The 24,764-nt window shown below is 54.0% G+C and carries 26 protein-coding genes and 2 tRNA genes; 1 reads left to right on the top strand and 27 read right to left on the bottom strand.

Going from position 1 to position 24,764, the window contains the following annotated elements:
• Window positions 1–27 precede the first annotated feature (27 nt).
• The 12 genes from NWF31_RS11640 to NWF31_RS11695 all read right to left on the bottom strand — a co-directional run bounded on the left by NWF31_RS11640 (window position 28) and on the right by NWF31_RS11695 (window position 11,541).
• Window positions 28–552 (bottom strand): phosphatase PAP2 family protein, encoded by a 525-nt coding sequence (locus tag NWF31_RS11640; RefSeq protein ID WP_258360673.1) that lies wholly within the window; start codon window positions 550–552, stop codon window positions 28–30.
• 81 nt (window positions 553–633) lie between these two features.
• Window positions 634–1,830, bottom strand: coding sequence for a dihydropteroate synthase (folP, locus tag NWF31_RS11645; protein ID WP_340674379.1), 1,197 nt, complete (start codon window positions 1,828–1,830; stop codon window positions 634–636).
• 105 nt (window positions 1,831–1,935) lie between these two features.
• Entirely contained in the window at window positions 1,936–3,606 is a 1,671-nt protein-coding gene (locus NWF31_RS11650; protein WP_258360711.1) for a formate--tetrahydrofolate ligase, read from the bottom strand.
• Window positions 3,607–3,834: 228 nt separating this feature from the next.
• On the bottom strand, window positions 3,835–4,182 hold the full coding sequence (locus NWF31_RS11655) for a hypothetical protein (RefSeq protein ID WP_258360675.1): 348 nt from the start codon (window positions 4,180–4,182) through the stop codon (window positions 3,835–3,837).
• 36 nt (window positions 4,183–4,218) lie between these two features.
• Window positions 4,219–4,728 carry a transcription repressor NadR gene (locus NWF31_RS11660; protein WP_258360676.1) on the bottom strand — a complete coding sequence of 170 codons (510 nt, stop codon included), beginning with the start codon at window positions 4,726–4,728 and terminating at the stop codon, window positions 4,219–4,221.
• A gap of 34 nt (window positions 4,729–4,762) precedes the next feature.
• Complete coding sequence (gene ndk, locus NWF31_RS11665) at window positions 4,763–5,191, bottom strand: nucleoside-diphosphate kinase (protein WP_258360677.1); 429 nt, start codon at window positions 5,189–5,191, stop codon at window positions 4,763–4,765.
• Window positions 5,191–7,155, bottom strand: a complete 1,965-nt coding sequence (gene ftsH, locus NWF31_RS11670) for an ATP-dependent zinc metalloprotease FtsH (protein ID WP_258360678.1) — start codon at window positions 7,153–7,155, stop codon at window positions 5,191–5,193. The genes ndk and ftsH overlap by 1 nt, the downstream gene beginning before the upstream one ends.
• 95 nt (window positions 7,156–7,250) lie before the next feature.
• On the bottom strand, window positions 7,251–8,615 hold the full coding sequence (tilS, locus tag NWF31_RS11675; protein WP_258360679.1) for a tRNA lysidine(34) synthetase TilS: 1,365 nt from the start codon (window positions 8,613–8,615) through the stop codon (window positions 7,251–7,253).
• Between the two features lie 96 nt (window positions 8,616–8,711).
• Window positions 8,712–10,754, bottom strand: a complete 2,043-nt coding sequence (locus NWF31_RS11680; RefSeq protein WP_258360680.1) for a SpoIIE family protein phosphatase — start codon at window positions 10,752–10,754, stop codon at window positions 8,712–8,714.
• Between the two features lie 140 nt (window positions 10,755–10,894).
• Window positions 10,895–10,969 (bottom strand) — tRNA-Glu (locus tag NWF31_RS11685).
• Between the two features lie 11 nt (window positions 10,970–10,980).
• Window positions 10,981–11,057 (bottom strand) — tRNA-Met (locus NWF31_RS11690).
• 52 nt (window positions 11,058–11,109) lie between these two features.
• Window positions 11,110–11,541 carry a DMT family transporter gene (locus tag NWF31_RS11695; protein ID WP_258360681.1) on the bottom strand — a complete coding sequence of 144 codons (432 nt, stop codon included), beginning with the start codon at window positions 11,539–11,541 and terminating at the stop codon, window positions 11,110–11,112.
• Between the two features lie 223 nt (window positions 11,542–11,764).
• On the opposite strand from NWF31_RS11695, the gene NWF31_RS11700 reads away from it, so the two are divergent.
• Window positions 11,765–12,718, top strand: a complete 954-nt coding sequence (locus NWF31_RS11700; RefSeq protein WP_258360682.1) for a L,D-transpeptidase family protein — start codon at window positions 11,765–11,767, stop codon at window positions 12,716–12,718.
• Here NWF31_RS11700 and lpdD read toward each other — a convergent pair.
• The 15 genes from lpdD to pth all read right to left on the bottom strand — a co-directional run bounded on the left by lpdD (window position 12,672) and on the right by pth (window position 24,726).
• Window positions 12,672–13,073, bottom strand: a complete 402-nt coding sequence (lpdD, locus tag NWF31_RS11705; RefSeq protein ID WP_258360683.1) for a prenylated flavin chaperone LpdD — start codon at window positions 13,071–13,073, stop codon at window positions 12,672–12,674. The genes NWF31_RS11700 and lpdD overlap by 47 nt on opposite strands.
• 29 nt (window positions 13,074–13,102) lie before the next feature.
• The gene (locus tag NWF31_RS11710) at window positions 13,103–13,993 is read right to left on the bottom strand and encodes a Ppx/GppA phosphatase family protein (RefSeq protein ID WP_258360684.1); all 891 of its coding nucleotides are present in this window, start codon (window positions 13,991–13,993) and stop codon (window positions 13,103–13,105) included.
• Window positions 13,994–14,083: 90 nt separating this feature from the next.
• A complete protein-coding gene (locus NWF31_RS11715) occupies window positions 14,084–14,482 on the bottom strand; it encodes a S1 RNA-binding domain-containing protein (protein WP_258360685.1) in 399 nt (132 codons plus the stop codon).
• 84 nt (window positions 14,483–14,566) lie between these two features.
• The gene (locus tag NWF31_RS11720) at window positions 14,567–14,911 is read right to left on the bottom strand and encodes an FtsB family cell division protein (RefSeq protein ID WP_258360686.1); all 345 of its coding nucleotides are present in this window, start codon (window positions 14,909–14,911) and stop codon (window positions 14,567–14,569) included.
• The gene (locus NWF31_RS11725) at window positions 14,904–15,131 is read right to left on the bottom strand and encodes a sigma factor-like helix-turn-helix DNA-binding protein (RefSeq protein ID WP_258360687.1); all 228 of its coding nucleotides are present in this window, start codon (window positions 15,129–15,131) and stop codon (window positions 14,904–14,906) included. Before NWF31_RS11725 ends, NWF31_RS11720 begins: the two co-directional genes overlap by 8 nt.
• Window positions 15,132–15,239: 108 nt before the next feature.
• Window positions 15,240–15,701 (bottom strand): spore cortex biosynthesis protein YabQ, encoded by a 462-nt coding sequence (yabQ, locus tag NWF31_RS11730; protein WP_258360688.1) that lies wholly within the window; start codon window positions 15,699–15,701, stop codon window positions 15,240–15,242.
• On the bottom strand, window positions 15,698–15,964 hold the full coding sequence (gene yabP, locus NWF31_RS11735) for a sporulation protein YabP (protein ID WP_258360689.1): 267 nt from the start codon (window positions 15,962–15,964) through the stop codon (window positions 15,698–15,700). Before yabP ends, yabQ begins: the two co-directional genes overlap by 4 nt.
• A 155-nt stretch (window positions 15,965–16,119) precedes the next feature.
• Complete coding sequence (locus tag NWF31_RS11740) at window positions 16,120–17,049, bottom strand: SpoIID/LytB domain-containing protein (protein ID WP_258360690.1); 930 nt, start codon at window positions 17,047–17,049, stop codon at window positions 16,120–16,122.
• 59 nt (window positions 17,050–17,108) lie between these two features.
• The gene (locus NWF31_RS11745; protein WP_258360691.1) at window positions 17,109–17,384 is read right to left on the bottom strand and encodes an RNA-binding S4 domain-containing protein; all 276 of its coding nucleotides are present in this window, start codon (window positions 17,382–17,384) and stop codon (window positions 17,109–17,111) included.
• A gap of 53 nt (window positions 17,385–17,437) precedes the next feature.
• A complete protein-coding gene (locus NWF31_RS11750) occupies window positions 17,438–17,704 on the bottom strand; it encodes an HU family DNA-binding protein (RefSeq protein ID WP_422880282.1) in 267 nt (88 codons plus the stop codon).
• Window positions 17,705–17,783: 79 nt separating this feature from the next.
• Complete coding sequence (gene yabN, locus NWF31_RS11755) at window positions 17,784–19,256, bottom strand: bifunctional methyltransferase/pyrophosphohydrolase YabN (RefSeq protein ID WP_258360693.1); 1,473 nt, start codon at window positions 19,254–19,256, stop codon at window positions 17,784–17,786.
• 83 nt (window positions 19,257–19,339) lie between these two features.
• Window positions 19,340–19,891, bottom strand: a complete 552-nt coding sequence (spoVT, locus tag NWF31_RS11760; RefSeq protein WP_340674380.1) for a stage V sporulation protein T — start codon at window positions 19,889–19,891, stop codon at window positions 19,340–19,342.
• 155 nt (window positions 19,892–20,046) lie between these two features.
• Window positions 20,047–23,601, bottom strand: coding sequence for a transcription-repair coupling factor (gene mfd / locus NWF31_RS11765; RefSeq protein WP_258360695.1), 3,555 nt, complete (start codon window positions 23,599–23,601; stop codon window positions 20,047–20,049).
• Window positions 23,602–23,749: 148 nt separating this feature from the next.
• On the bottom strand, window positions 23,750–24,157 hold the full coding sequence (locus NWF31_RS11770; protein ID WP_258360696.1) for a hypothetical protein: 408 nt from the start codon (window positions 24,155–24,157) through the stop codon (window positions 23,750–23,752).
• Window positions 24,154–24,726, bottom strand: coding sequence for an aminoacyl-tRNA hydrolase (pth, locus tag NWF31_RS11775; protein WP_258360712.1), 573 nt, complete (start codon window positions 24,724–24,726; stop codon window positions 24,154–24,156). The genes NWF31_RS11770 and pth overlap by 4 nt, the downstream gene beginning before the upstream one ends.
• Window positions 24,727–24,764 lie beyond the last annotated feature (38 nt).

Here is a 24,764-nt window from a genome sequence, read left to right on the forward strand (position 1 = left end):
CCCCAGGTCCGGGTCCAGCTTTTTTCATTACCAGGGCCAGGTATGGACTGCATAGGCAAAAAAGGCCCCCACCGCCGCCCCGCCCAGGACGTCGGAGGGATAGTGCATTCCTACATACATACGGCTGATTCCCGTTAAACCGGCCGCCGCCATGAGCGGCCACGTGAGAAGTGGAAAATGCATAGCAAAAATTACGGCCAGGGAAAAGCTGGCAGCTGTATGCCCTGAAGGAAATGAAAAATCCTGCCAGGGACGGTCCAGGTAACGGGCCCCGGGGAGAACCTTGTAAGGACGGCACCGGCCCAGCAGGCTTTTAAATACTTTGACCACCAGATGACTGCCCGCCAGGGCCAGTAAGGCCTGCCAGCCGGCCAGCCGGGCCTGCTCCCGGCCCAGCAGGGCAACAGCCAGGGAAAGGGCCAGCCCGAAAGTGGCGCTTCCCAGCAAGGTAATCCTGGGCATGGTCCGGTCCAGGAAAGGGCACTGCAAGCGCCGGTTAATGTAATAAAAAAGGTAATAATCACCCGCTTTTAACCATCTTCTTAAAGCCAAAACCCCTCTCCCTTTCGCCTGCTCTTGCCCCTCCATTTTACCTTAAGGATTTTTAAAGGGCAATAGGAACGGCTTTAACTTTCAGTTAACACCGCGCACAATGGCATCGGCCATCCTGGCCACCCGTACCATGGCCTTGACGTCATGAACCCGAATTATATCGATGCCCTGGGTTATGCCAAGGGCTACCGTAGCTGCCGTTCCTTCCAGGCGCTGGTCAGCCGGTAAATCCAGGGTCTTACCGATCAGTGACTTCCGGGAAGTGCCGAGGAGGATGGGTTTACCCAGCACCTTTAGTTCCCCAAGGCGACCCATTATTTGTAGATTCTGGTAATAATCCTTCCCAAAACCGATGCCGGGATCGATGATAATCTGTGTGGGAGGTACTCCATTTTCTTCTGCCAGGCGTATGCTTTCTTGCAAGAAAGCAAGGATTTCAAACATTAAATCCCGGTAAGCAGTGCCCTGCTGGTTATGCATGATAATAACGGGGACCCCGTAACGGCCGCAAACTGCTGCCATATCTGCATCACCCCGGCAGCCCCAGATATCATTAATAATGTCAACGCCCAGGTCCAGGGCCCGCCGGGCTGTAATAGACTTATACGTATCTACTGAAATAGGGACTTTGATTTCGGCCACCAGGCGCTTTAAAACCGGTTCCAGGCGGTGCCATTCTTCTTCGGCCGGCACCGGCTCGTGACCGGGACGGGTTGACTCCCCTCCAATATCAATAATATCGGCTCCTTCTTCTACCAGCCGGTGGGCATGCTCCACTGCTGCGCCGGGGTCAAAAAAGCGGCCCCCGTCGGAAAAAGAGTCCGGTGTTACATTAATAATCCCCATGACCAGGGTCCGGCGGCCCAGGATAAGGGGCCCCCGCGGGCATTTGATCTCCTTAATGCCGGTCTTTTCCCATTTATCCAGGGCATCCTGAATCGTGTTGGCCAGCTTACCTAAACCAAAGTATTGCTGGGGTAGTTTTTCTACCAGGAGCTCCAGCTGGCGCCTGGTGGCAAAGATGAGAACATCGGTACTATCAACGGCCCAGCCTGCTACACCTGCCGCCATGGCCGCCTCACCGCCCCGGGCCAGGATTTCTTGCTTTAAGATGTTGGCCGCCCTGGCCGGCACATCTTTTAGCTTGAGGCAGTAGTGCAGGGCCTTGGGCACCATCAATTCAATACCCCGGCCCTCGACGCCAATCTCCTTCATCAATTTTTGCGCCGTCGCCGCATCAAGGACGCTGATTATTTCTATAGTTTCCTGCCAGGACACATGCATCATCTCCCCCGCTCTATTATACCACCCGCTATACCTGCACGCAAAAGCCCCACCGCAAGGGGTGGGGCCAGGCCTAAAGTTTACTGCAGCGCTGTATTTTTAGAACAGCCCGGTAATAACGCCGTCGGCGTCAATATCAATATTGCAGGCAGCCGGACGCTTGGGCAGGCCGGGCATGGTCATAATCGCACCCGTAATGGGAACGATAAAGCCGGCCCCGGCCGAGAGCCTTACCTCACGGACGGTAATGGTAAAGTTCCGTGGCCGCCCCAGTTTGGTCATATCGTCAGAGAAGGAGTACTGGGTCTTGGCCATGACTACCGGCAACCTGCCGTAACCCATGGCTTCAAAGCGCTCGATGGCCTTATCGGCATCTGCTGTGTAATTTACCCCGTCGGCGCCGTAAATCTCCGTGGCGATTTTATTAATCTTTTCCTTTATGCTGAGTTCGAGCTCATAAAGGGGATGGAAGTTAGAAGGTTTTGTTTCAATGGTTTTGAGAACTTTTTGCGCCAGTTCAACGCCGCCGGCACCGCCCTTTGCCCAAACCTCGGACAGGGCCACTTCGGCACCGGCTTTGTTGCACAGTTCGTAGAGGAGATTTAGTTCCGCTTCCGTGTCGGTGGGGAAGGCGTTAATGGCCACAACGGCCGGTACCCCGAATTTGCCAACGTTTTCGATATGCTTCTCCAGATTCTCAAAGCCCAGGCGCAGGGCTTCCAGGTTTTCGTTGGCCAGTTCCCCCTTCGGTACACCGCCGTGCATTTTGAGGGCGCGGACGGTGGCGACAATGACGGTAACGTCGGGTTTGAGACCGGCATAGCGGCACTTGACGTCATAAAACTTCTCCGCCCCCAGGTCGGCGCCGAAACCGGCCTCGGTTACTACGTAGTCGGCGAGCTTAAGGGCAGTCCTGGTCGCGACTATACTGTTGCAGCCATGGGCAATATTGGCAAAAGGACCACCGTGGATGAAGGCCGGGGTATTCTCCAGGGTCTGGACCAGGTTGGGCTTGATGGCATCCTTCATGAGCAGGGCCATTGAACCGTGGGCTTCCAGGTCACCGGCAGTTACCGGCTTGCCGTCATAGGTATACCCAACGACTATGCGGCGGAAGCGCTCCTTTAAATCCATGAGGTCGCCGGCCAGGCACAGGCAGGCCATGACTTCCGAGGCTACCGAGATGTCAAAGCCGCTCTCCCGGGGTACACCATTGGCTTTTCCACCTAGCCCGATGACAATATTGCGCAGGGCACGGTCGTTCAGGTCAATAACCCGCCGCCAGGTAACCGTCCGGGGGTCAATGTTTAAAGCGTTGCCCTGCTGCAGGTGATTATCTACCATGGCCGCCAGCAGGTTGTGGGCATAGGTAACAGCATGAATGTCGCCGGTAAAGTGTAAATTAATATCTTCCATAGGTACAACCTGGGCGTAACCGCCACCGGCAGCGCCACCTTTAATGCCGAAGCTGGGCCCCAGGGAGGGTTCCCGCAGGCAAACCATGACTTTTTTGCCCAGGCGGGCCAGGGCGTCTGTAAGACCTACACTGGTGGTAGTTTTACCTTCACCGGCAGGCGTGGGGGTAATGGCCGTAACCAGAATAAGCTTGCCATCGGGTTTGTCCTTTAACCGGCGGTAAACATCAAGGGAAATTTTAGCCTTATACTTGCCGTATAGTTCCACTTCATCTTCCTCGATGTTCAGGCCCCGGGCCAGTTCCATAACAGGTTTCATCTTGGCCGCCTGGGCGATTTCAATATCGCTGGGTATACTGGCCAATTTGAACACTCCTCCCATTTCAAAAAAATGTACATCCAATAAAGTGGTTAATAGTGAAATTCTATACAAACTTTAATTCTCCTGCTACCCCCACTAACTAAATTATTTAGTTAACCAGAGCATGTCCCCGCCCGGCCTATCATTCATAATTATATACCTTTCTTTCTAAAAAACAAATAATTAAATTTTGTCTTTTAGATTCTATAAGAAAACAAAATATTAACCTGGCCTCTCGCCGGGGTCAGGTCCGGTTATAACCGGCGGCCGGTCAAGCAAGAGAACCTCCCTGGCCACTTCTAGAATGGCGTCCAGGGGCGCAGGTCCTAAATCACCCCGCCTTACCTGAACGTTAAAGGACCTGGCAGCCGCACGGATCGTCTCCAGGACCCGCAGCAGGGGAAACATCCGCCAGTCAAGGACGTTGACTGCCACGGCAGTATATGGGCCGGCCTCCTGTCCCCTGGCAACAATGAAGCCCTCTCCTTTCTGTTCCAGTATGTGTGCCAAGTGGTGGGCCACCCGGACGTCGTCGGTACTGAGATAAAGGGTATATTCCAGGCCCTTCACCCTTCTTCACCATCCTTTGCGCCCAACCCTTGATGCTTATTCGAGTAGAATACCTTCCCTGGCGAGGTTGCCGGCAATCCTATCTAGAATATCTTCTCCGGCTGCTTCCACGGTATGCAGGTGTGCGCCGCCGCCCACAAGGGTATAGAGGGGCCGCGCCCCGCTGGCTTTTAAATCGCTCACAAATTTTTGGACATCATAACGGGAGGCGATCATCAGGTAACCGCGGATTTCCCCGTACAGGGGGTGTTCAACCACGACATCGATTATTTTCCCGCCGCAATCAACTATTATCTGTAACTCACGTTCCAATCCGGCCAGGTCGTGCTGGCAGGCAAAAATACGCCGCAAGCGGGTATCCGTACCCGGAAGGAGATAGCCCTGGGGAGTGGCGAGGATATTGCATCCCGCCGCCCTTAATACGGCCACATCCTGGACAATCACCTGGCGACTGACGCCAAGGAGGGTAGCCAGCTCGGTACCTTTACGGGGCAGGTTATTACCCAAAAGTTCCAAAATCCTCTGCCGTCGTTCACTGGCCTTCATAAAACTTTTTCCCTCCACTAAAGAAAAAAGCCGGTTACCCGGCCTGTTCTACCCCCAACTCGCCGGGGGTGAAAAAAAGGGCTATTTCCCTGGCCGCACTGGCCGGGGAATCCGAACCATGAATGACATTTTTGCCTACCTCAAGGGCATAATCCCCGCGGATAGTGCCGGGAGGAGCGTCCTTAGGATTAGTGGGGCCCATCATCTGTCGTAAACCGGCTATAACACCGGGGCCTTCCAAAACCATGGCTACCACCGGACCCGACGTAATATGGTCGATAAGTTCCTGGTAAAAGGGTTTACCCTGGTGCTCGGCATAATGCCTGGCTGCCAGTTCCGGCGTCAGGCGCAGCATTTTCACGGCCACGATCCGGTAGCCTTTATACTCGAACCTGCTGATAATAGACCCGATAAGGCCCCGCTCCACCCCTTCGGGTTTAATCATGGCAAAGGTGCGTTCCACTACCATACTCCTTTCAAACAATGAAAGTAAGTTAATTTAATAAGCGATTCCTTATGAGGACCATCGCCTGCCGTGTTTTCAATTCCGGCCTGGCCGGTGGCTTCCGGGTGCAGGTCTTCTTTTTGTCGTTTTTCCTGCATATTTCCTTCCGGGTTGTTCTCCCGGTTATAGGCTTCAATAATGCCCGTAAATTCTTCGGCTTCCAGGGTTTCTTTTTCCATCAAAGCCTTGGCTACCAGGTGCAGCTCGGCCATATGCTTTTGGAGAAATTCTCTGGCCCGGTTGTAGCATTCATCGATAATGCGGCGGGCTTCCTTGTCAATGGAAAAGGCCACAGCTTCGCTATAATTACGATCCCGGGCAATATCCCGGCCGAGGAAGACCGTTTCCTGCCTGCGGCCAAAGGTCAGGGGCCCCAGTTCATCAGACATGCCGAATTCGGTAATCATTTTACGCACCAGTTCTGTAGCCCGTTCCAGATCATTCTGGGCACCGGTACTAACTTCCTTCAGCACCAGGGCTTCGGCAACCCGCCCCCCCAGGAGCATGGTCACTTGATCCAGGATCTGGGACTTGGTCATGTAGCGGCGGTCCTCCTTGGGCAGGAGCAGGGTGTAACCCCCGGCCCGCCCGCGGGGGATAATAGAAACTTTATGCAGGGGGTCGGTATGGGGTAGGTAATGGCCCAGAAGGGCGTGGCCGGATTCGTGATAGGCCACCAGCCTTTTTTCATAGTCGCTGATAACCCGCGATTTTTTCTCCGGGCCGGCTATAACCCTCTCAATGGAATCTTCCATCTCTTCCATACCAATCTTGCGCTTACCGCGCCGGGCGGCCAGCAAGGCTGCTTCGTTTACCAGATTGGCCAGGTCGGCGCCGGTGAAACCCGGGGTACGCCGTGCCAGGACATCAAGATCTACACCCTCATCAATGGGTTTACCCCGGACATGGACCTTTAAAATCTCCTTCCTGCCAACAACGTCGGGCAAATCTACTACTATCTGGCGGTCAAACCGCCCCGGTCGCAGGAGGGCCGGGTCCAGGATATCGGGCCGGTTGGTTGCCGCGATAATAATAATCCCTTCATTGGCATTAAAGCCGTCCATTTCTACCAGTAGCTGGTTTAAGGTTTGTTCTCGCTCATCGTGACCGCCACCCAGGCCGGCGCCCCGCTGGCGGCCCACGGCATCAATCTCATCAATAAAGACTATACATGGTGAATTCTTTTTAGCCTGTTCAAAGAGATCCCGTACCCGGGAGGCTCCCACGCCGACAAACATTTCAACGAAATCGGAGCCGCTGATGCTGAAAAAGGGTACCCCTGCTTCCCCGGCAACAGCCCGGGCCAGCAAAGTCTTACCCGTCCCGGGGGGGCCAAAAAGAAGGACACCCTTGGGGATCCTTGCCCCCAGTTCGTTAAACTTGCGGGGATTTTTCAGAAACTCTACAACTTCTTCCAGTTCCTCTTTGGCCTCATCGGCGCCGGCAACGTCGCTGAAGGTGACCTTGCGTTTTTCATCGGTAAGCAGGCGCGCCCGGCTCTTGCCGAACTGCATCACCCGCGAGCCGCCCCCCTGGGTCTGCTGCATCATAAAGACTACCAGGCCTACCAGGAGGAGAATCGGCAGCAGGCTTCCCAGCAAATTCGTCCACCATGGCGGTTGCGGCGGCAGCTGGGCTTTAACGGCAACATTTTTTTCGGTAAGCCTGTCGATCAGGTTGACCGACGCAGGCGCATTTACTGTAAACCTGGTGTTATTTTTCAACATCCCATCAATTTTAATAATACCGTCATGGGGTGTTAAAGTAACTTCCTGAACCTGGCCCTGATCTACCGCCTGGAAAAAGCGAGTTAAATCCCATTCTTCCACGGCTCGCTCTGCGGGCGTCGATAATCTGATAATGGAAATAGCCATTAATACAATGAGTAGATATACGGCCAGGTTCTTAAAAATTCGATTCAACGGGTCATCCTCCTCTTACCCCGCCCTGCATCCTATAGGTATATATTGTAACATACGGTAAATATGATTGCAATTTAAGTTTTCCCTTAAAATTTTTACGGCCAGGGTTCCAATTTTAAATGCAGGGCCAGGCGGGTTGCCGGCGTGATTTTAAAATCTTCGGCCAGGCGTAATCCGGCCACCCATGCAATACGCCGGCCGCTTACAAGTAATGGTACCAGGCTGCGCCTGGCTGCCGGTAAATGAATATCGCTGAAAAAATCCTGGAGTTTTTTCTTGCCGTTAAGCCCCAGGGGACGAAAATAATCCCCCGGTTGCCAGTTGCGGACGAGTAAGGGTTTATCTATTTTCTCCCAGTCCAGCCAGGCTTCATCTTCTCCACCTTTAAATGTGGAAGGCGGCTCGGCCAACTCGGCCGTAATAGCCCGGCCTAATTCGGGCAAGGGCGTGACCCCCGGCACCTGCAGCAGGTAAGAAAAAGTTATGTCACGGGGTTTCTTTACCGGGAACACTAGGGTTAACTCCTTCCCCCAGGCCTCTACCCGTAAATGCCCCGGCCAGGTAATGGTACCGCCCCGGATAGCTACTTCCCTGGCCCCTTCCACCTGATCGAAGGTCACCTTTTTCTCCATAGATGTAGCCGCCAGGCGCAGGACGCGGCGCTGGATACCCCGGGGCAGGGTTAACCATTTTTCCCGGTCCAGGACCAGACGGCCTTTTTCCTGGCATATTTTTATCCCGGCAAAGGCTTCTTCTGCCAGGCCGGCCAGGATCTCCTCTTCCTCCTGGAGGATGACGGCAGTCCGGCCGAGGGTTTTAATTATGGCAGGATTAAATTCCTTGACCAGGAAAGGCAATAACAGGTGCCGGATTTTATTACGCCGCAAGGAGGTGTCCCGGTTGGTGAAATCATAACGTGGTTCCAATCCCTGCCGGCGGCAGTATTCCTCTATTTCCTGCCGGGAAACAAAAAGCAACGGCCTTATTATCTGGCCGCGCCGGGGCAGCATGGCTTTCAGCCCCGTAAGGCCGCTCCCCCGCAGGAGATTTAATAAAACCGTCTCGGCCTGGTCATCAGCCTGGTGGCCAACGGCAATTTTACCGCCACCGACTGCAGCGGCAACTTCCCGGAGAAAGCGGTAACGTACTTCCCGGGCTGCTTCTTCAAGGGACAGGCGGTGCTCCCGCCGGTAAGCTACCACATCCCTGCTCTCTATCGTAAACGGCAGGTCCCATTTCAGGGCCAGATTACGAACGTATTCGGCATCGGCAACCGCATCCGGCCGTAAGCCATGGTTTAAATGGGCGACATGCAGGGTATGGCCAAATTCCTCCTGTAACACCCGTAAACTGTGCAGCAGCGCCAGGGAATCAGGACCCCCGGAAACCCCCACCACTACTTTATCCCCGGGTTCCAGGAGGCCGTAGCGCCGTACCGTCTGCCGGACCCGGTCCAGCATAAAAGTCCACCTTTAAAAGGTCATATATAGCCATATTTCGGCATAACAGGGCTTTTTCCTTCTCCATCTGGTGAGTTTTTCCTTAAATTAAAGACATTATACACCGGCTTTTTCTACCCTGGCTACCATAACGGTCATATCATCCCTGGGTTTGCCATCCATAAGGGCCCGCGCCTGCTTTAAAAGACGGTCGGCTATTTCCTGGGGCCGGGCATCCCCTACCCGCTGTAAAGCCTTTGCCAGCCATTTCTCCCTTTCATTAATGTCCCGGTGGGCTTCCAGGGCACCATCGCTGACCATAACCAGTAAATCCCCTTCTTGCAGTTCTTCTTGCACCGGCTCAACCTGCAGGTCCTCCAGGATTCCTGCCGGCAAGGAGCGGCTGTTCAAGGTTTTGACCAGGCCGTCCCGCTGGATGAAGGTGGGGCAGGCTCCCAGTTTATAAAACTCAGCCATACCGGTATGGCAGTCAAGCAAGGTCATGTCACACGTAGTAAAACTCTCCCGGGATGTTCTTAACATGAGGAGCATATTAACGGTCTGCAGGGCCTTTTCAGGAGTAAAGCCAGCTACCAGCAGGTCGCGTACCAGTTCAATGGCGGTAGCGCTTATTTCGGCAGCCTCACGCCCGGCGCCCATCCCGTCTCCCAGGACCAGAAGTTGCTTCCCGGGTTCAAGGCTGGCCACCAAAAAAGTATCGCCGGAAACATCTGCCTGATAGCGGGGCGTAGCTGCCGTACCAATGGTAAATTGCCAGCGGGGTAATTCCTTCCCCGCGCTTTCTCCGGCCTCCGTTTTAACCTCCCCGTAATCCATTATCGTTGCCAGGGTTTCAAAGAGGGTGGTCAGCCAGTTATTCAGGCTGTTTTCCCCCGGATGGGCTTGCATTTTGCCGGCCTCGCTCGTTAAGGCCGCCAGGAGCTCGCGATAACGGCCGCAACGTGAAGCCAGCCATTCCGGTATATCCGCCTTTGCCAGGCTGCCACGGCTTCCCTTTTGTAATAATTCCTGCAACAGGGTTACCATTTGCACGCCTTCCAGTTCCCAGCATACCTTGCCGGCCGGGCAACCGCGGCAGGTAGCCCGGGCTACCTGCCGCACGGTATCTTCGGGACTTTCTTTAAAACCGGTAAATTTAAGACTCCGTGCCATGCTCTTTAAAGCCTGCCTGAGGGCTTCCTGTTGCTTATTATTCCCTTGCGTCGCCGGCAGGCTTACCGGTGCGGCAAAAAAACGTTGCAGGTTCTTAACCAGGAATGAAGGTGTAACCACCAGCCCCAGGGCAGCAAGACCTCCTTGCTGTAAAGCCTCCGTGACGCTTTCCTGCCCGAGAAAATAGTTGGCTAAAAGCAGGTGGGCTAACAAGAAACCGCCAATTACTCCTCCCTTGCCCAGGCTTTTCAGGGAGCCGGCAATTAAACCGGCAAAGGCGAGGAGACCCGCCAGGGCCGGGTTCACCAGCCTGGAGAGGCTGGGCAAAAAGCCGACCGCCGCCCCGGCCGCCGCCCCGGCTCCCGGCCCGCCTGCCAGGGACACCAGCAAAATAATATAACGACTAATGATGCCGTCCAGGGAAATATTAAAAAATCGCCATTCCTGCAGGCCAAGAATTATCCCTACAAGAAAGAAACCACCACCCAGGAGGCGTTCTTCCTGCCTTGTTGTAACCGTTGCCTGGAGAAAAGCCAGGCTTAAGCCCCAGGCCAGGAGGGCTTCAAAAATCACCTGGACCCAGCCATAAAAGGATGGCTGCCAGAGGGTGAGGCTCAAGCCCCTGACCAGGATAAGGGTCACCGGTGCCAGGGTGCCTTGGGTCAAAATACTGCCCCGGCGAAGGGAAGAATAGAGGCTAAAAATTAGCCCCAGCAATAAAAAAAGGACCAGGTAGTTGTAGGCCGGTGCAGGGCTGCCGTACCATATGCCGGCCATGCTGCTAAAGATCACCGGCCATAGGAGGCGCGGTCGCCGCACGCCCGCGGTAATGATTGCCGCCGGCCCAAAGGGATAGAGTTCTTCCAGCAATGCTCCCCGGGCCAGGAAAAATGCCGCCGCCAGGAAAAGAATGTCGAGGCCCAGGCGGGCTGCTGCTGTAAGTTCAACTTCCCGCCGGTAAGTATGTACGCCGGGTTGCCCGGACATAAAACCACCGCCTTTACCAGTACCTGGCAACTATTATACGCCCTTTTCCGCTAAAATCTTGTCATCTTCAGGCAGCACCGGCGAACAATTTTTCGACAAAAAACCAACAAAAAACCACCCCTTCTTGCGGGTGGTTTTACTGGTGGCCCGTAGGGGATTCGAACCCCTGTTACCGGCTTGAAAGACCGGTGTCTTAACCCCTTGACTAACGGGCCAAGACATAAAATGGTAGCGGTGGTAGGATTCGAACCTACGACACTGCGGGTATGAACCGCATGCTCTGACCAGCTGAGCTACACCGCCATGCAGGAGATATTATGCCTGAATCTTGCCCTTTTGTCAAGGGGTAGGTGGCTCAATTCAGCATCAACCTGGCGCCGGCAGCCAGCAGTACCAGGCCGGCAGCCTTCCACCAGGTAAAAGGGATTTTATCCAGGCCGAACATGCCGAAGTGATCGATTAACATGGCACACGTTACCTGGCCGGCAATAATAGCCGTAGTGGCCAGGGCTGCGCCTACTCTGGGAATACTGGCCACCACACCATAGGTTATAAGAACGCCGAGGAGCCCCCCCAGCCAAAGGTACCAGGGACAATGGAGCAGCTTGCTAAAATTACCATTATTTAAAGGTGTAAGAAGAAGGAGAATCACCGTCAGGGTTGCCGTCAGGTGGACGACCAGGGTAGCCTGCAGGAGGCCGATGATTTTCCCCAAGGCCGAATTTATGGAGCCCTGAAAGGCCATGGCTATACCGGAAACAAGGGCCAGGACAAGCGCCCACCACATTAAAATAACCTTCCCTGCTTTTATTCTTTTCCCTGATTAATGTTCCCCCAATCCCGGCCGCCTAAACCCGGTTACAGATACCAGCAGGGAGGCTGTAAAGATATACGGTTCCTGGAAATACTATATCCAGCAGTAAACCTTAAAAGAGCCAGCTGCATAGGGATTATTATCCTTGGATATTGTAAAAGGAATTTTAAGAATCTGTTCCTGCGGGGGAAATATATTGCATAGCAGGTTACCATGGTTTCCGGTCTTTAAGGTTATATTTATTTTCCTAATACTATCTCTAGTATCGCCGGCCGCAAGGGCCCACGCACCGTGTTCCTGTTGCGATGATGAACAGTTATTAACCCTGACCGATCCACCCATGCAAGGGCCGGACGTCAGCAATCTCCAGTTGCGCCTGGCCCAGCTCGGTTACTACATCGGCCCCCTGAGCGGTATTTATGATAGTTTCACCAACAGGGCCGTAGTTAATTTCCAGAAAGAACACGGGCTGTACCCCCTGGGACAGGTAGGCCCGGCAACCTGGCTGGCCCTAGCTCAAGGTATAACCATCGCAAGCAACTCTTCCGGTCCGGCACCGCCCCCGGGAAAAAATCTTAAAGTTGTCGTCGATACCGAACGCCTCGTACTTTCCGTTATGGTGGACGGCCGGGTCTACCGCCAGTACCCCGTGGCTATCGGCAAATATACCAGCCCTTCACCGGTCGGGGAATGGAAAATCATCGAAAAAGCCTATGAGGCCGGGGGGGCCTTTGGTACCCGCTGGATGGGCCTCAATGTCCCCTGGGGCAACTACGGCATCCACGGCACCAATCGCCCCTGGTCCATCGGCTGGGCGGCCTCCGCAGGATGCTTTCGTATGTACAACGAGGATGTTGAAGAAATCTACCCCTGGCTACCGGTAGGAACCCCGGTTATTGTCAAAGGACCATACACCAGGCCCAACGGTCCCCTGAGGCCGGGTTCAGGATCACCGGAAGTAGTAACCCTTCAGGCCAGGCTGCGGGAAAAAGGTTTCTACATTTTCGGTCCTACCGATGGCGACTACGGCCTGATGACGGAGCTGGCCGTCAGGGAATTCCAGCTCCACGAAGGGCTGAAGGCCACCGGCGTGGCTGATATAGCTACCTTAAAGGCCCTCGGCTTCGAGATTGACGCCCCAGCACCTTGATGATACCTTCTACCGCCCGGGTGACATTTGCTTCCAGGCGGACCAGCTCTTCAGGAGCGGCCCTGTCGATATGCACACCGGCGACTACCACTACCGGCGAGTTCAAAGCGGCCGCTAGCTTTGCTGCCGCCGGGCGGGCCAGTTCATCGTCCTTGTGGCCCAGGCAGGTTAACACCGAAGTAGTAGCACTTGTACCGGCGCCCTTTAAACTAGGGCGCGGTAAGGAAAGGGCTACAGCCCCCACATGAGGCCTTGTGCCGCCCATAAGCAGGGCTATAAGGCCCTCGGCAGTAACGAAAACCCGGCAATATATGCGATACCGGCCCCGGCCGGTGACATAAGTAAAGGACTGCAAATACCGTTACCTCCCTATTCGTTGGATTATCATGCCAGTTTCTCGCCTTTAGCCCTGGCCAGCAGGAGCCCCCAGAGAAGGTCCGCTTCACTAACTAACAAGCCCCCCGCAGCCAGCCCGGTGAGGATAATTACCAGGATGGTTACACCGGCGACAATAATGTCGGCCCGCTCCGGCTGCAGGCCGGGAAGTTCCCGCCTCTCAGCCAGGGACATTTCTTCCAGGCGCCGGCACCATTTTTTTACCTGTTCCAGGGTTAAAAACATGCCGTGAACCAGTTCCGGTCGATAATGCTCCAGCTCGAGTTCTAAGGCGGCCAGGGTGGTTATAGTGCCGCCGGTTCCAATAACCTGCCCCGGTCTTGCTTTTCGTACCCGGGCAACTACCGGGGCAAGCATATTTTCCATGGCCGCCCCTGACATGGCTGTTTCTGTAGCCCGCACGGCACCTGCCTTAACGCTTGCCAGCTGTAAACGGCCTTCATCCTGCCAGCTGAATTCCGTACTACCGCCGCCGATATCGATAACTAGCGGGTTACCGGCAGGCTCCTTAAGTCCTGCCAGGGCGCCCCGGTAAGCCAGGCGCGCTTCTGTTTGGCCATCGATAATGCAGAGGTCTAGCCCGGCACGCTCCCTCACCCCCGAGCGCAAAAGCCCCGGGTTACGGGCCTCCCGGGCGGCACTGGTAGCAATGCATACTACATCCCGGGGCCGGTATTCCCGGGCTATGGCGGCCAGCTCGGCGACAGCCTCTACCGTTCTCCGGACGGCTTCCTCCTGCAACCACCCGTTTCCCGCCCCGGCCAGCAGCCTGGTACTGCGGAGAGCACTTCGGAGGGGTTGGACAAAATTTCCCTGCACCCTGCCTACCAGCAGACGGACGGAGTTCGAACCAATATCCAGGGCTGCATAGCATGTCATAAAGTTTCACCTGCAAATCCCCGTGCAAAATAAAGGGCACCTCAAGGTGCCCATACGTTCTACACACATATGAAAATTTAAAATAAAATTCTAAAATCCCCGTCCACCGCGGCCGCCGCGTTTAGCTTCCGTATGCCGCTTTAAATCCTGTAAACGCTCGTCGCTTTCCTTTAAAAAACGGGCCAACTTGTCTTCAAAAGAAGTAGAGGTCGCGACCCGTCCCTGACGGCGCCCGCGCCGGTTTTCGTCATAATTGGGATCCGCACGCTTAATTGAAAGGCCTATCTTCCCGTTTTCGTCAATATTGATAACTTTAACCTTTACGCGGTCCTTCTCCTTTATAAAATCTTTTACATCTTTTACAAAGGTATCCGCTACTTCAGAAATATGGACCAGGCCTGTAAGGCCACCCGGTAATTCTACAAAGGCACCGAACTTGGTGATCCCGCTCACCACTCCTTCCACTACGGTGCCCACAGTTATGGACATACGGATGCTATTCCTCCTGTTCTCGTTAGAGCTAATCACATTATATGCAAGAGTTAAGAAATTTGTCAATAACCTGGAGGAATTTTAATCACGAAATTCATTTCCCGAAGCAGGAGGAATATAGGGGCGCACCTGACCCGGCACCGCCTGGATAATAACCGACTCCCCGGGTTTTATCAGGCCCAGTTCTTCCCTGGCTATTCTTTCAATGTAATTATCATTATTGAGCTCTTTAATCTGTTCCTGGAGGCGGTTGTTTTCGGCTATCAAACCCGCCTTTTGTTCCTGGTAGGCCCTGATCTGGAGATTGGTCTGGTACAGGGCCAGACCCGTGCGCATAAAACAGTAAAAAAAGTATATTGATGTGATGCCAGCTAATAAAATCGGCCAGTAAGAACGTTTATGGGGAAACCGTACTATTTTACCCATTTTCTTCTTCTCCTGCGAATATATTTAAAGAATCTCCGGGCAGGATAATCACCACCTGGTAACCTTTAGCCCGGGCCCGGTGGTAAAGGGTGGCTACGCTGCTGGCGCTCAAATTAAGCCGGCGCGCCACTTCCTCATTGGTGAAGCCCATTTCTTTTAAAGTCACTACCTGGCGTTCCCGGAAACTCAGTTTTTCCACCCCGCGGATTTCCACCTGCACGTTCTTTTCCCCACGCTTATCCACAAATTATACACAAGTTGTGGACAAATATTGGACATATTTATAATTCGCCCTTGTGGGAAAAAATCCTCCCGGTGGTAAAAATATTCAAAGTTGTGGCCCCCCGGGATAATGGCGGTGCAGGATCCGTTTTAAAGCTGCCAGGGGGCCCCCCAGCCATTGTAAAACCAGCCGGCCGGGAATAATAACGATAAAAATTGTTTGCTTTATCAAATTACGGCCGGAGGCCAAAAAACCGGCCAGGAGACGCCCACCCCTGTATAATAAACGACGTGTCCCCCGGCTTAAGAACCCGAAATAAAGGGCGGAACCTGTACCTAAGGCCAGAAAAACATAGGCCCTTATCTCCCCCCAGTTAACCAGCATCAGCAAATAAAAGGTCAGGACGGTAAAAATCAGCCAGAACAATAGATCGCCTATATAGGTACGCAAACGACCCGGCCGCCAGAAATAACGGCCGACGCGGTAGCAATCAAAGACGAATGCCAGCAGGAGACCTGCCCCGCACAGGGCGAAAAATATTTGCCACTGCTCAACTACAGGGATCATTTCAGGAGGCGCTGGAGTAAACCCTTCCCCCTGGCGCCTTTTCCCTCGCTGTAGCAAAGGTTATTTACAGTACCGCTGGCTTCGAGATTCCCTGTCTCCAAATTCAAATTACTTATATTAATATCTTTGCCCTTAATTGTAAGAAGCCCCATGGTTGTTTCCAGGGATATTTCTTCTTCATCATAATTAAGAACATGGAGAACGCCGCTGATAACAAGTTTTTGCCGGTTGATAACGGCGAGCTGGTGCTGGCCATCGGCCATAATGCCATCCCTCCTGGTGGAAATAAAGGTAAGGGGTGGAAGTGAATGTAACCGGAATGGGGTCTTGGTAGTATATTAATATGAATGAGGGGATTAAAAAAGAAATAAAAAAGGCCGGATATCCGGCCTTTACCCAGGTTTCCTATCGCCTGCCCCTACCAGGCCTTGACCAGCTCTACATCTTTAAAGAAGTACTTAATAATTTCCACTGGTGATTTTCCCTGTTCGGCCAGGGCTTTAGCGCCCCATTGACTCATGCCCACACCGTGGCCATAACCCTCCCCTTTGAAGGTTACCCGGCCATTACCCACACTTATATCCGTCAGCAAGGTTGAACGCAAGCGGTTGCTACCCAGGGCCAGACGCAGGGCCGGGGCATCGACGGTTAGTGCCCCGACCTTTAATTGGGTAGCACGTCCCGATGGCCCTTTGGCCGCGATACTTACCGATGTAATGGACCCGGGGTCCTGGCCGGTAACTTTCCTAACTGCCGCGGCGATTTCCGCAGTACTAAAGGTCGCCGTCCAGCTTTTATTCTCCTGGGTTGTAATGGCCATGCCCGGATCAGGAACACTCTGGATGTAAGGAGCCGGTTCTTGACGGAAGTTCAACCCTTCCACAGCCGAAGCAGCCGTACGGGAGCCACCAGAAGCGTGAAACCAGGCATTAATGTAATTGCCCTTATGTTTTATTACCTGGCCGCGAGTCATCTCTACCGCCCGGCGCACGTTTTCGTTGACCTTGGAGGGATCGTAAGCCTGAAACTCTTCCACACTGGTGGAGGCATCGGTACCGCGGGCCTTGACGCCGCCATCCTGTATCTTTTTCATGGTAAAGGTCCGGGCAATTATTGCCTGGGCCGCCAGGGCGTTAAGGGGCCAAGTGGGTTCCATTTCCGCCGCCACCACGCCGGGCAGGTATTCTTCTATCTTTAATCTCTTTACCTCGCCGGTCTGGTTAATATAAAGGGAGATAGTAGGTTCTTGAGCAGCCGGCCGCCTGGCCGGTGCCCGGCAGCCACCCGAAAAATGGCTTAAAAATAACAGCATGACTATGACTGCAACAACTTTACGTCTTGAAACCATCCTTGCTCCTGCCTTTCAGTTTTTCCTTAGTATAGGCAGGAAGCTTTAATGGCTATGCATCAAGTCAAATTCTTATTATCCCCCGCTTTTCCCTCAGCCAGGACCCGGTATATTTCTTTAGCCCGGTCGGCAGCTATACTTTCCGGTGTACCTAGAACCTCAACCGTCTGCCACCTGTTACCGAACCGCAAAGTTATAATATCTCCGGGCTTCACTTCTGTAGCGGCCTTGGCCGGCCGGCGATTCACCTCTACCCCGCCGCCATCACATACTTCTTTGGCCAGGGTTCTCCTCTTGATTAAACGAGAGACTTTCAGAAATTTATCCAGGCGCATAATGGACCTCCAAACAGAAAATCAGGCTTAAATGCCTGATTTTCTCTGTCATATTATTTAGCTACGGCTTCCCTCAATGCCTTACCGGGTTTAAAGACAGGTACCCGTGTGGCCGCAATTTCAATTTCTTCGCCCGTCCGGGGGTTGCGCCCAACCCGGGCAGCCCTTTCCTTAATTTCAAAGGTTCCAAAGCCAACAAGCTGAACCTTGTCGCCCTGGGCCAGGGCTTCTTCGATGCTGGCCAGCACAGCACTGACTACCTTTTCAGCTTCTTTTTTAGTCAGATCGGTTTTTTCTGCCACACTGGCAACCAAGTCCATCTTGTTCAATTGTAATCCCTCCTGCTTTTCGGTAATGCCCTGTTCAAACTTATTCGCTATAATCCAACAATCTCCTGCATTAACTATTGTTTTCCATAATTTTTTTTGCTTCTTCCCATAAGGCATCCATCTCTGCCAGGGAAAGCCCGTCCATTACCGCTCCTTTTTCGCGGGCCCGCCTCTCCATGTACTGAAAACGTTGCATAAATTTAGCAATCGCAGTCTGTAAAGCATCTTCCGGCTCAACCCCCAGCCAGCGGGCCAGGTTTACCAGGGCAAAAAGGACGTCTCCCATTTCAGCTGCTTGTTTCCGGCGTTCGTTGCCGGCCACTGCCTCTCTAAGTTCTTCCAGCTCTTCTTCTACTTTAGCCCAAACGCCGCTAACGTCATCCCAGTCAAACCCCACCCTGGCTGCCTGCTCCTGGATCTTCAGGGCCTTCATAAGGGCCGGCAGGCCGCGGGGTACACTTAATACAGAAGGCTCCTCTTCGCCGCTGCTTTTCTTTTCATCTGCTTTAATTTGGTCCCAGCGGGCCAGCACCTCCCCGGCCGTGTTGACAACAGCCGTGCCAAAGACATGGGGATGGCGGCGACGCATCTTGGTACAGATAGTTTCCAAGCAGTCGGCCATGGTAAAGTCACCGGTTTCTTCGGCCAGCCGGGCATGGAAGACTACCTGTAGCAGTAAGTCTCCCAACTCCTCGCAGAGTTTATACATATCGCCGTTATCAATGGCTTCCAGGACTTCATAGGTTTCTTCAACAAGGTAACGTTTTAGCGACCGGTGGTCCTGTTCCCGGTCCCAGGGGCAGCCTCCTTTACCGCGCAGCCGGGCCATAATTTCTTGCAGGCCTGCCAGGGTCCGGTCCCGTCCATCTGGATAAGGGGGAAGGTAAATGCTGGTAAGGTGATCAATCCAGGGCAGGCGATCAACAGTATAAAGGGGTACTGTTTCTACCCTTTCTTCCCCGGATAAGCCCGCACACCGGGCCACCGTCACCGGATACTCATCGGGATAAAGGTCCATCAGGGTCAATTTGATGTCCGAGGCTATCCGCCGGTTGTAAACCTGGGTAATTATAAGTCCCCGGCCGGGGTCCAGCCCTTTTACCGTCAGGGCCAGGGCATCGATAACAGTAAGACCCCGGGTGGGGTCCAGTTCCAGGGTGGCATACAGGGCATCCAGGCAACTCATAGCCGGTATTACCCGCGTATCTACGCCGGCTGCCCGGGCGGCTTCCAGGAGCAGGGTTACACTCCTTTCGGCCACCATCGGATGCCCCGGTACGACATAGGCCAGATTTTTTTCCCCGGACTCCTGCAGCAAGGTAGAAACTATCTGCCGGTAGAGTTCCTCAAAATCTCCCGCCCGCTCATAATAACTGTCAAAGGATTCCCACTTAAATCCCCGCTCTTTTAAGGTCTTTACGGCCGGGTGTCGCGCCGTCCGCAGGTATATCTTGTCCATCCCTTCAAGGGCTTTCAACACAGCCGGCGGTACCTGGGCCGGGTCTCCAGGCCCCATACCGGCAACAATGATTTTACCTGCCATTTATCTCCGCCTCACAGGAAAAGTATACCGTTTTATTGTACCACAATACCCGGCTAAAAAGAAAGCGGCGCCCGGGCGCCGCGCTACTGCTCCATTTGTTTGGCCAGGAAACCTGCTGCCGTCTCTGCAAGCTTTAGTTCCATATCCCCCATTTTCACGCCCGGCTCCCGGGAACAGATTATCACCGCCCCGATGGGATCGCCCTCGGCAATTATTGGGGCAATCACTTCCGCCGTAAATTTATAGGCCTCTCCTTCCCCGTCAACGGGGAACCATTCTTCTGTGGGGGAGTTAATCAAAACAGGTTTCCGGTCTTCCATGACCTTCTCTACGGCAGGGCCAATGGGTTTGTCCAGGAATTCCTTTTTGGGGGCACCGGCCACTGCAATAATGTTGTCCCGGTCAGCAATACAGGCTATGTGCCCGATGGCTTCATGGAGAGAATCGGCATATTCTTTGGCAAAGTCACCAAGCTCACCAATGGGCGAGTATTTTTTTAAAATTACCTCTCCTTCACGGTCAACGAAAATTTCCAGTGGATCACCTTCGCGAATCCGCAGGGTGCGCCTTATTTCCTTGGGTATTACCACGCGTCCTAGATCGTCAATGCGCCGTACAATGCCTGTCGCTTTCACTGCTGTCATCCCCCCTTACCCTTTTCCGGGTAACCCTTTCAAGGATTAGCTTTCACTGTTAGTATATAATCCACGCAGATGGTTTATTCATTTTTTCCCTGCCTTTTCTATAACTGGTACCATGAATAAAATCCGTTTCCCATACAAAAAATAATTTATCCTGCCGCATCTGCCACCAGGTGTTTAATCCTGGTTAAAACTTCTTCCAGCAAAGCCAGCAATCCCTGCTGGTCCACGCCTGCCGTTCGTACCTTGATGGTCAAGCCGCCGGCAGACGAAAAAGAGAGCTTGCGGGGAAAATACTTGGTCAGGTGCATCAGCTTTTCACCCCGTAATTCGTGATTCTGGCCAAAATGCACCTCCACTTCCTTGCCCTTTTGCTGGACGCTGTCTATGCCAACCTCCCGGGCCAGGAGACGTACCCGGGCGAGGCTTAAAAGATTTTCTGCCGCAACCGGCGGCCGGCCAAAACGGTCTTCCATTTCCCTGGCAATATCTTCAACATCGTTTACATCCTCCGCTGCCATTAAACGGTGGTAGATTTCCATCTTCAGGGCAGCATCGGGGATATACTCATCGCTCAAAAAAGTATCCACGCTTAATTCCAGGGCAGCCGCCGGCACTGCTGCCGCCCGTGGCACTTCCGGCACGGCTTCGCCACGCTGGCGTTTTAGTTTTTGCACCGCCTCTTCCAGGAGCTGGCAGTAGAGGTCAAAACCGACGGCCAGCATGTGGCCATGCTGTTCCGGCCCCAGGAGGTTCCCGGCGCCCCGGATCTGCAGGTCCCTGAGGGCGATTTTATAACCGGATCCAAGGGCGGTAAACTCCCGGATGGCAGCCAGGCGTTTTTCGGCCACTTCACCCAGGACCTTGTCCGGCCTATAGGTGAAATAAGCATAGGCCAGGCGGTTACTCCGGCCCACCCGGCCGCGAAGCTGGTAAAGCTGGGCCAGGCCGAAGCTGTCACTTTCATCAACAATAAGGGTATTGACGTTAGGGATATCGAGGCCATTTTCCACAATAGTAGTACAGACAAGGACATCATAATGGCCCTCGATAAAATCCATCATGATTTTTTCCAGTTCCCTCTCCTCCATCTGGCCATGACCCACTCCCACGTTGGCCTCCGGTACCAGCTGCCGGACGTGATAGGCAAAGCGGTCGATATCGGCTACCCGGTTGTGCACGAAGTAAACCTGGCCGCCGCGGTCAAGTTCCCGGCGGATGGCTTCCCGTACCAGCTCCGGGCTGTATTCCACCACATAAGTCTGGACGGGAAAACGGTCTTCCGGCGGCGTTTCAATCAGGCTCATGTTGCGGACGCCGGCCAGGGCCATGTGCAGGGTGCGGGGAATAGGAGTGGCCGTCATGGTCAGGACATCGACGCTGTAACGCAATTTTTTTAACTTTTCTTTATGGGCCACGCCAAAGCGCTGTTCTTCATCGATGATGACCAGCCCCAGGTCCTTAAAAGTTACATCGCCGGACAGGAGGCGGTGGGTACCAATGACAATGTCCACCTCGCCCCTCTTTAAAGCTTTAACGACCCGTTTTTGTTCCCCGGGAGAGCAAAAACGGCTTAAGACGGCTATTTTCACCGGGAAAGTCGCAAAGCGCTCCTTGAAAGTATTATAGTGCTGCTGGGCAAGGATGGTTGTCGGTACCAGGACGGCTACCTGTTTGCCGTCCATGACGGCTTTAAAGGCCGCCCGCATGGCCACTTCCGTCTTGCCATAACCCACATCGCCGCAAAGCAGCCGGTCCATAGGCCGTGGTCTTTCCATATCGGCCTTTACTTCAGCGATGGCTTTGAGCTGGTCCGGCGTCTCTATATAGGGAAAGGCCTCTTCAAATTCCCGCTGCCAGGGAGTATCGGGTGAAAAAGCGTAACCGGGGATGGCTTCCCTCCTGGCATAAAGTTCCAGCAATTCCTCGGCCATAGCCTGGACGGCTTCCTGGACCCGGCTCTTAACCTTGTGCCATTCATTACCTCCCAGGCGGTACAAACGCGGAACATGGCCTTCGGCCCCCACGTATTTCTGTACCAGGGAAACCTGGTCAATGGGAACATAAAGGCGATCCTGGCCGGCATACTGGATAAGAAGATAGTCTTTTTTTACGCCCCCTACTTCCAGCTGTTTCAATCCCAGATAACGGCCGATACCGTGGTGCACATGGACAACATAATCGCCTTCGCGGAGGTCGCTAAAAGAAGTGATTTTGCCGCCTTCTGTTGCCTTTTTGAGACGGCGGGACCTTTTAACGCCCCCGTAAACTTCCGTGTCTCCCAATACCACCAGTCGCATCTCCGGCCAGGAAAAGCCCTGGTGCAGGTGCCCGGGCACAAAAAGTACCTGCCCCTTACCGGGAACGTTGGCCACTTCATCCACAACCTGGCTGCCCATACCTGCTTCGGCCAGGGAACGACGCAGGCCCGCCATGCGCTCCGGATCGGCCACCATAAAAATGGTACGATAACCATCCCGCCGCCAGCGGTTGAGCTCGTCAACCAGCAGATTGACCCGCCCCTGAAAGGCCGGAATTGACTGGGCACCAACGCCGATGGCCTGCCGGGGTGATGTACCCGGCGCCCGCCTGGGCAGGAGGGAAAAATACAGGCGCTGCTTGCCACCGAGAAGGCGCTCCAGTTCATCGGTTTCCAGATAGGCGTCTCCCTGGGAGGGTAAAGCAAGGCCTCCGGCCAGCATCTCGGTAAAAACCCCCAGGCGGTGCTGTTCCCGCCGGCGCATTTCTTCCTGCAGTAGCACCGGGTCATCGAGGACCACCAGGGGTGGACGCGGGAAGTAGTCAAACAGGGTTACCAGGCGCGGGTAAAAAAGGGCCTGGAGCTGCTCCACTCCTTCCGGCCAGTCCCCCACCTCCAAACTGGCCATTACCTTGTGGACCCTTTCCTTTAATTCCCTTGCTGCCTGAGGCTGGCGATTGCGCAGGGCAGTATATGCCTGGTTAAATTCTGCCTGCAGGGCTTCAAGACCGGGCTTGATGTCCTGGGGTGGAAGAACTTCCCGGGCCGGCCCGATAATTACGGCCCGCGTTTCTGTCACCGAGAGCTGGGTATCCGGCTCAAAAAAACGGAGGGAATCAATTTCATTGTCAAATAATTCTAGACGAACCGGTTCCCCGGTGCCCGGGGGGTAGATGTCGATAACGCCGCCCCGGACGGCCAACTGGCCCGGGGCTTCGACTATTTCCTGCCGCCGGTAGCCTAGGTTAATTAACCTTTCCAGAAATGCCTCGCGATTAATGGTCTGGCCTACTTCTAACGGTAGAAGGGCATCTTTGAAAATGTCCGGTGGCGGCAGCTTTTGGAGTAAAGTTTCCACCGGAACCACCAGGAGGCGCATCCTCCCGCTGGCCATATCCATGAGGGCCTTGAGGCGCTGGCCCTCCAGTTCCGGGCTGTGGGTGTATATTTCAATGGGGAGGAGTTCACGGGGCGGTAAGTAGCCGGTGCCCGGGCCCGTGCAGAAGGAATCGATATCGGCTGCCAGGCGCCCGGCTTCATCTGCTCCCGCAGTAACAACCAGGATCGGATGGTAGTCAAGAAGCATGGCTGCCAGCCACAGCCCTTTAAGACCTGCAGGAAAACCGTAAAGCTGCTGCTCCGCCAGGCCCTGGTGCAAGCCTTTTATTATGTTGTGAAATTGGGAACTATCTCTGATAATTTGCAATATCCCATAATTATGCATTTATGTCGCACTCCAACCGGAAAACAAGCCTGTATTGATTAAGAAAAGGCCCTTTTCCAGGGCCTTATCTTGCAAACATACCTCATCAATAATTTATTATATTCTCCCCGGGGGAAAGAAGTCAAGTTTTACAGCTTAACCGGATAAATTAATGCAGGTATAAAACCAGCCGGTTCCATACCAGGTGGGCAAGGAAACCGATGACCAGGGCTAGATCAGCCCGGCCGGAACGAACCAAAGCCAGGGAAGCCAGGAGGCCAAAAAGAGTATGGCCTGCTACCGCCGCCAGGGCCGGTCTTAACCCGCCCCGTCCTCTGCCCCGGGAGGCGCCGGACAGCTCCCAGCCGGCTTCAACGATACCAAAAACGGCATGCACTCCGGCCAGGGGAACTCCCATCAAAAAACTCATGCCGGTCTTTAAAATCTCTTCCCCCAGGGTACCTATATAAATGAGGAGAGCTCTTTTTCTAAACCCCATCTCCAGGAGGGCGTAATTAATACCCCAGGCCGCTACGGCCGCCAGGATACCTGCCAGTACGGTTTGCAGGATATTCATAGTTTAATTTTATTATAAAGATTCATGGCTTCCTCCAATGTCCCTCCTTCCATGAGGAAACGGAGGGCCCGTGCCGCCTCCAGGAGGACCGGGCTTACCAGTTTCCAGTCTTCTTTGCTGAAGGGTTGTAAAACATATTCAACTACATTTTGCCCCTCCCGGGGGCGGCCAATACCTATTTTTAACCTTGGTACGGCCGTTGTCCCCAGGGCATTAATAACCGACTGCAACCCGCGGTGCCCCCCGGAACTGCCGGCAGGCCTGATACGCATCCGTCCCGGCGCCAAATCCAGATCATCATGAACAATTACCATTTCCGCCGGGAGTATCCCGTACCAGCGCGCCAGGGGACCTACGGACCGGCCGCTGTTATTCATATAGGTCCGGGGTTTGACCAGGAGAACCTGCCTTCCCCCTATCGTACCCCTGCCGATAAGGGCCTGGTACTGATTGATAGTAAAATTAATTCCCAGCTCGTCAGCCAGGAGATCAAGGACCATAAATCCCGCGTTATGCCTGGTAATTTCATAACTGGGCCCGGGATTACCCAGGCCCACCACCATCTGCACCGGCAAATTAGCGCCCCCAACTTTATTTGTCTATTCCG

The sequence above is a fragment of the Neomoorella sulfitireducens genome (genome assembly GCF_024733845.1).
GTDB lineage: Bacteria > Bacillota > DSM-521 > Neomoorellales > Neomoorellaceae > Neomoorella > Neomoorella sulfitireducens.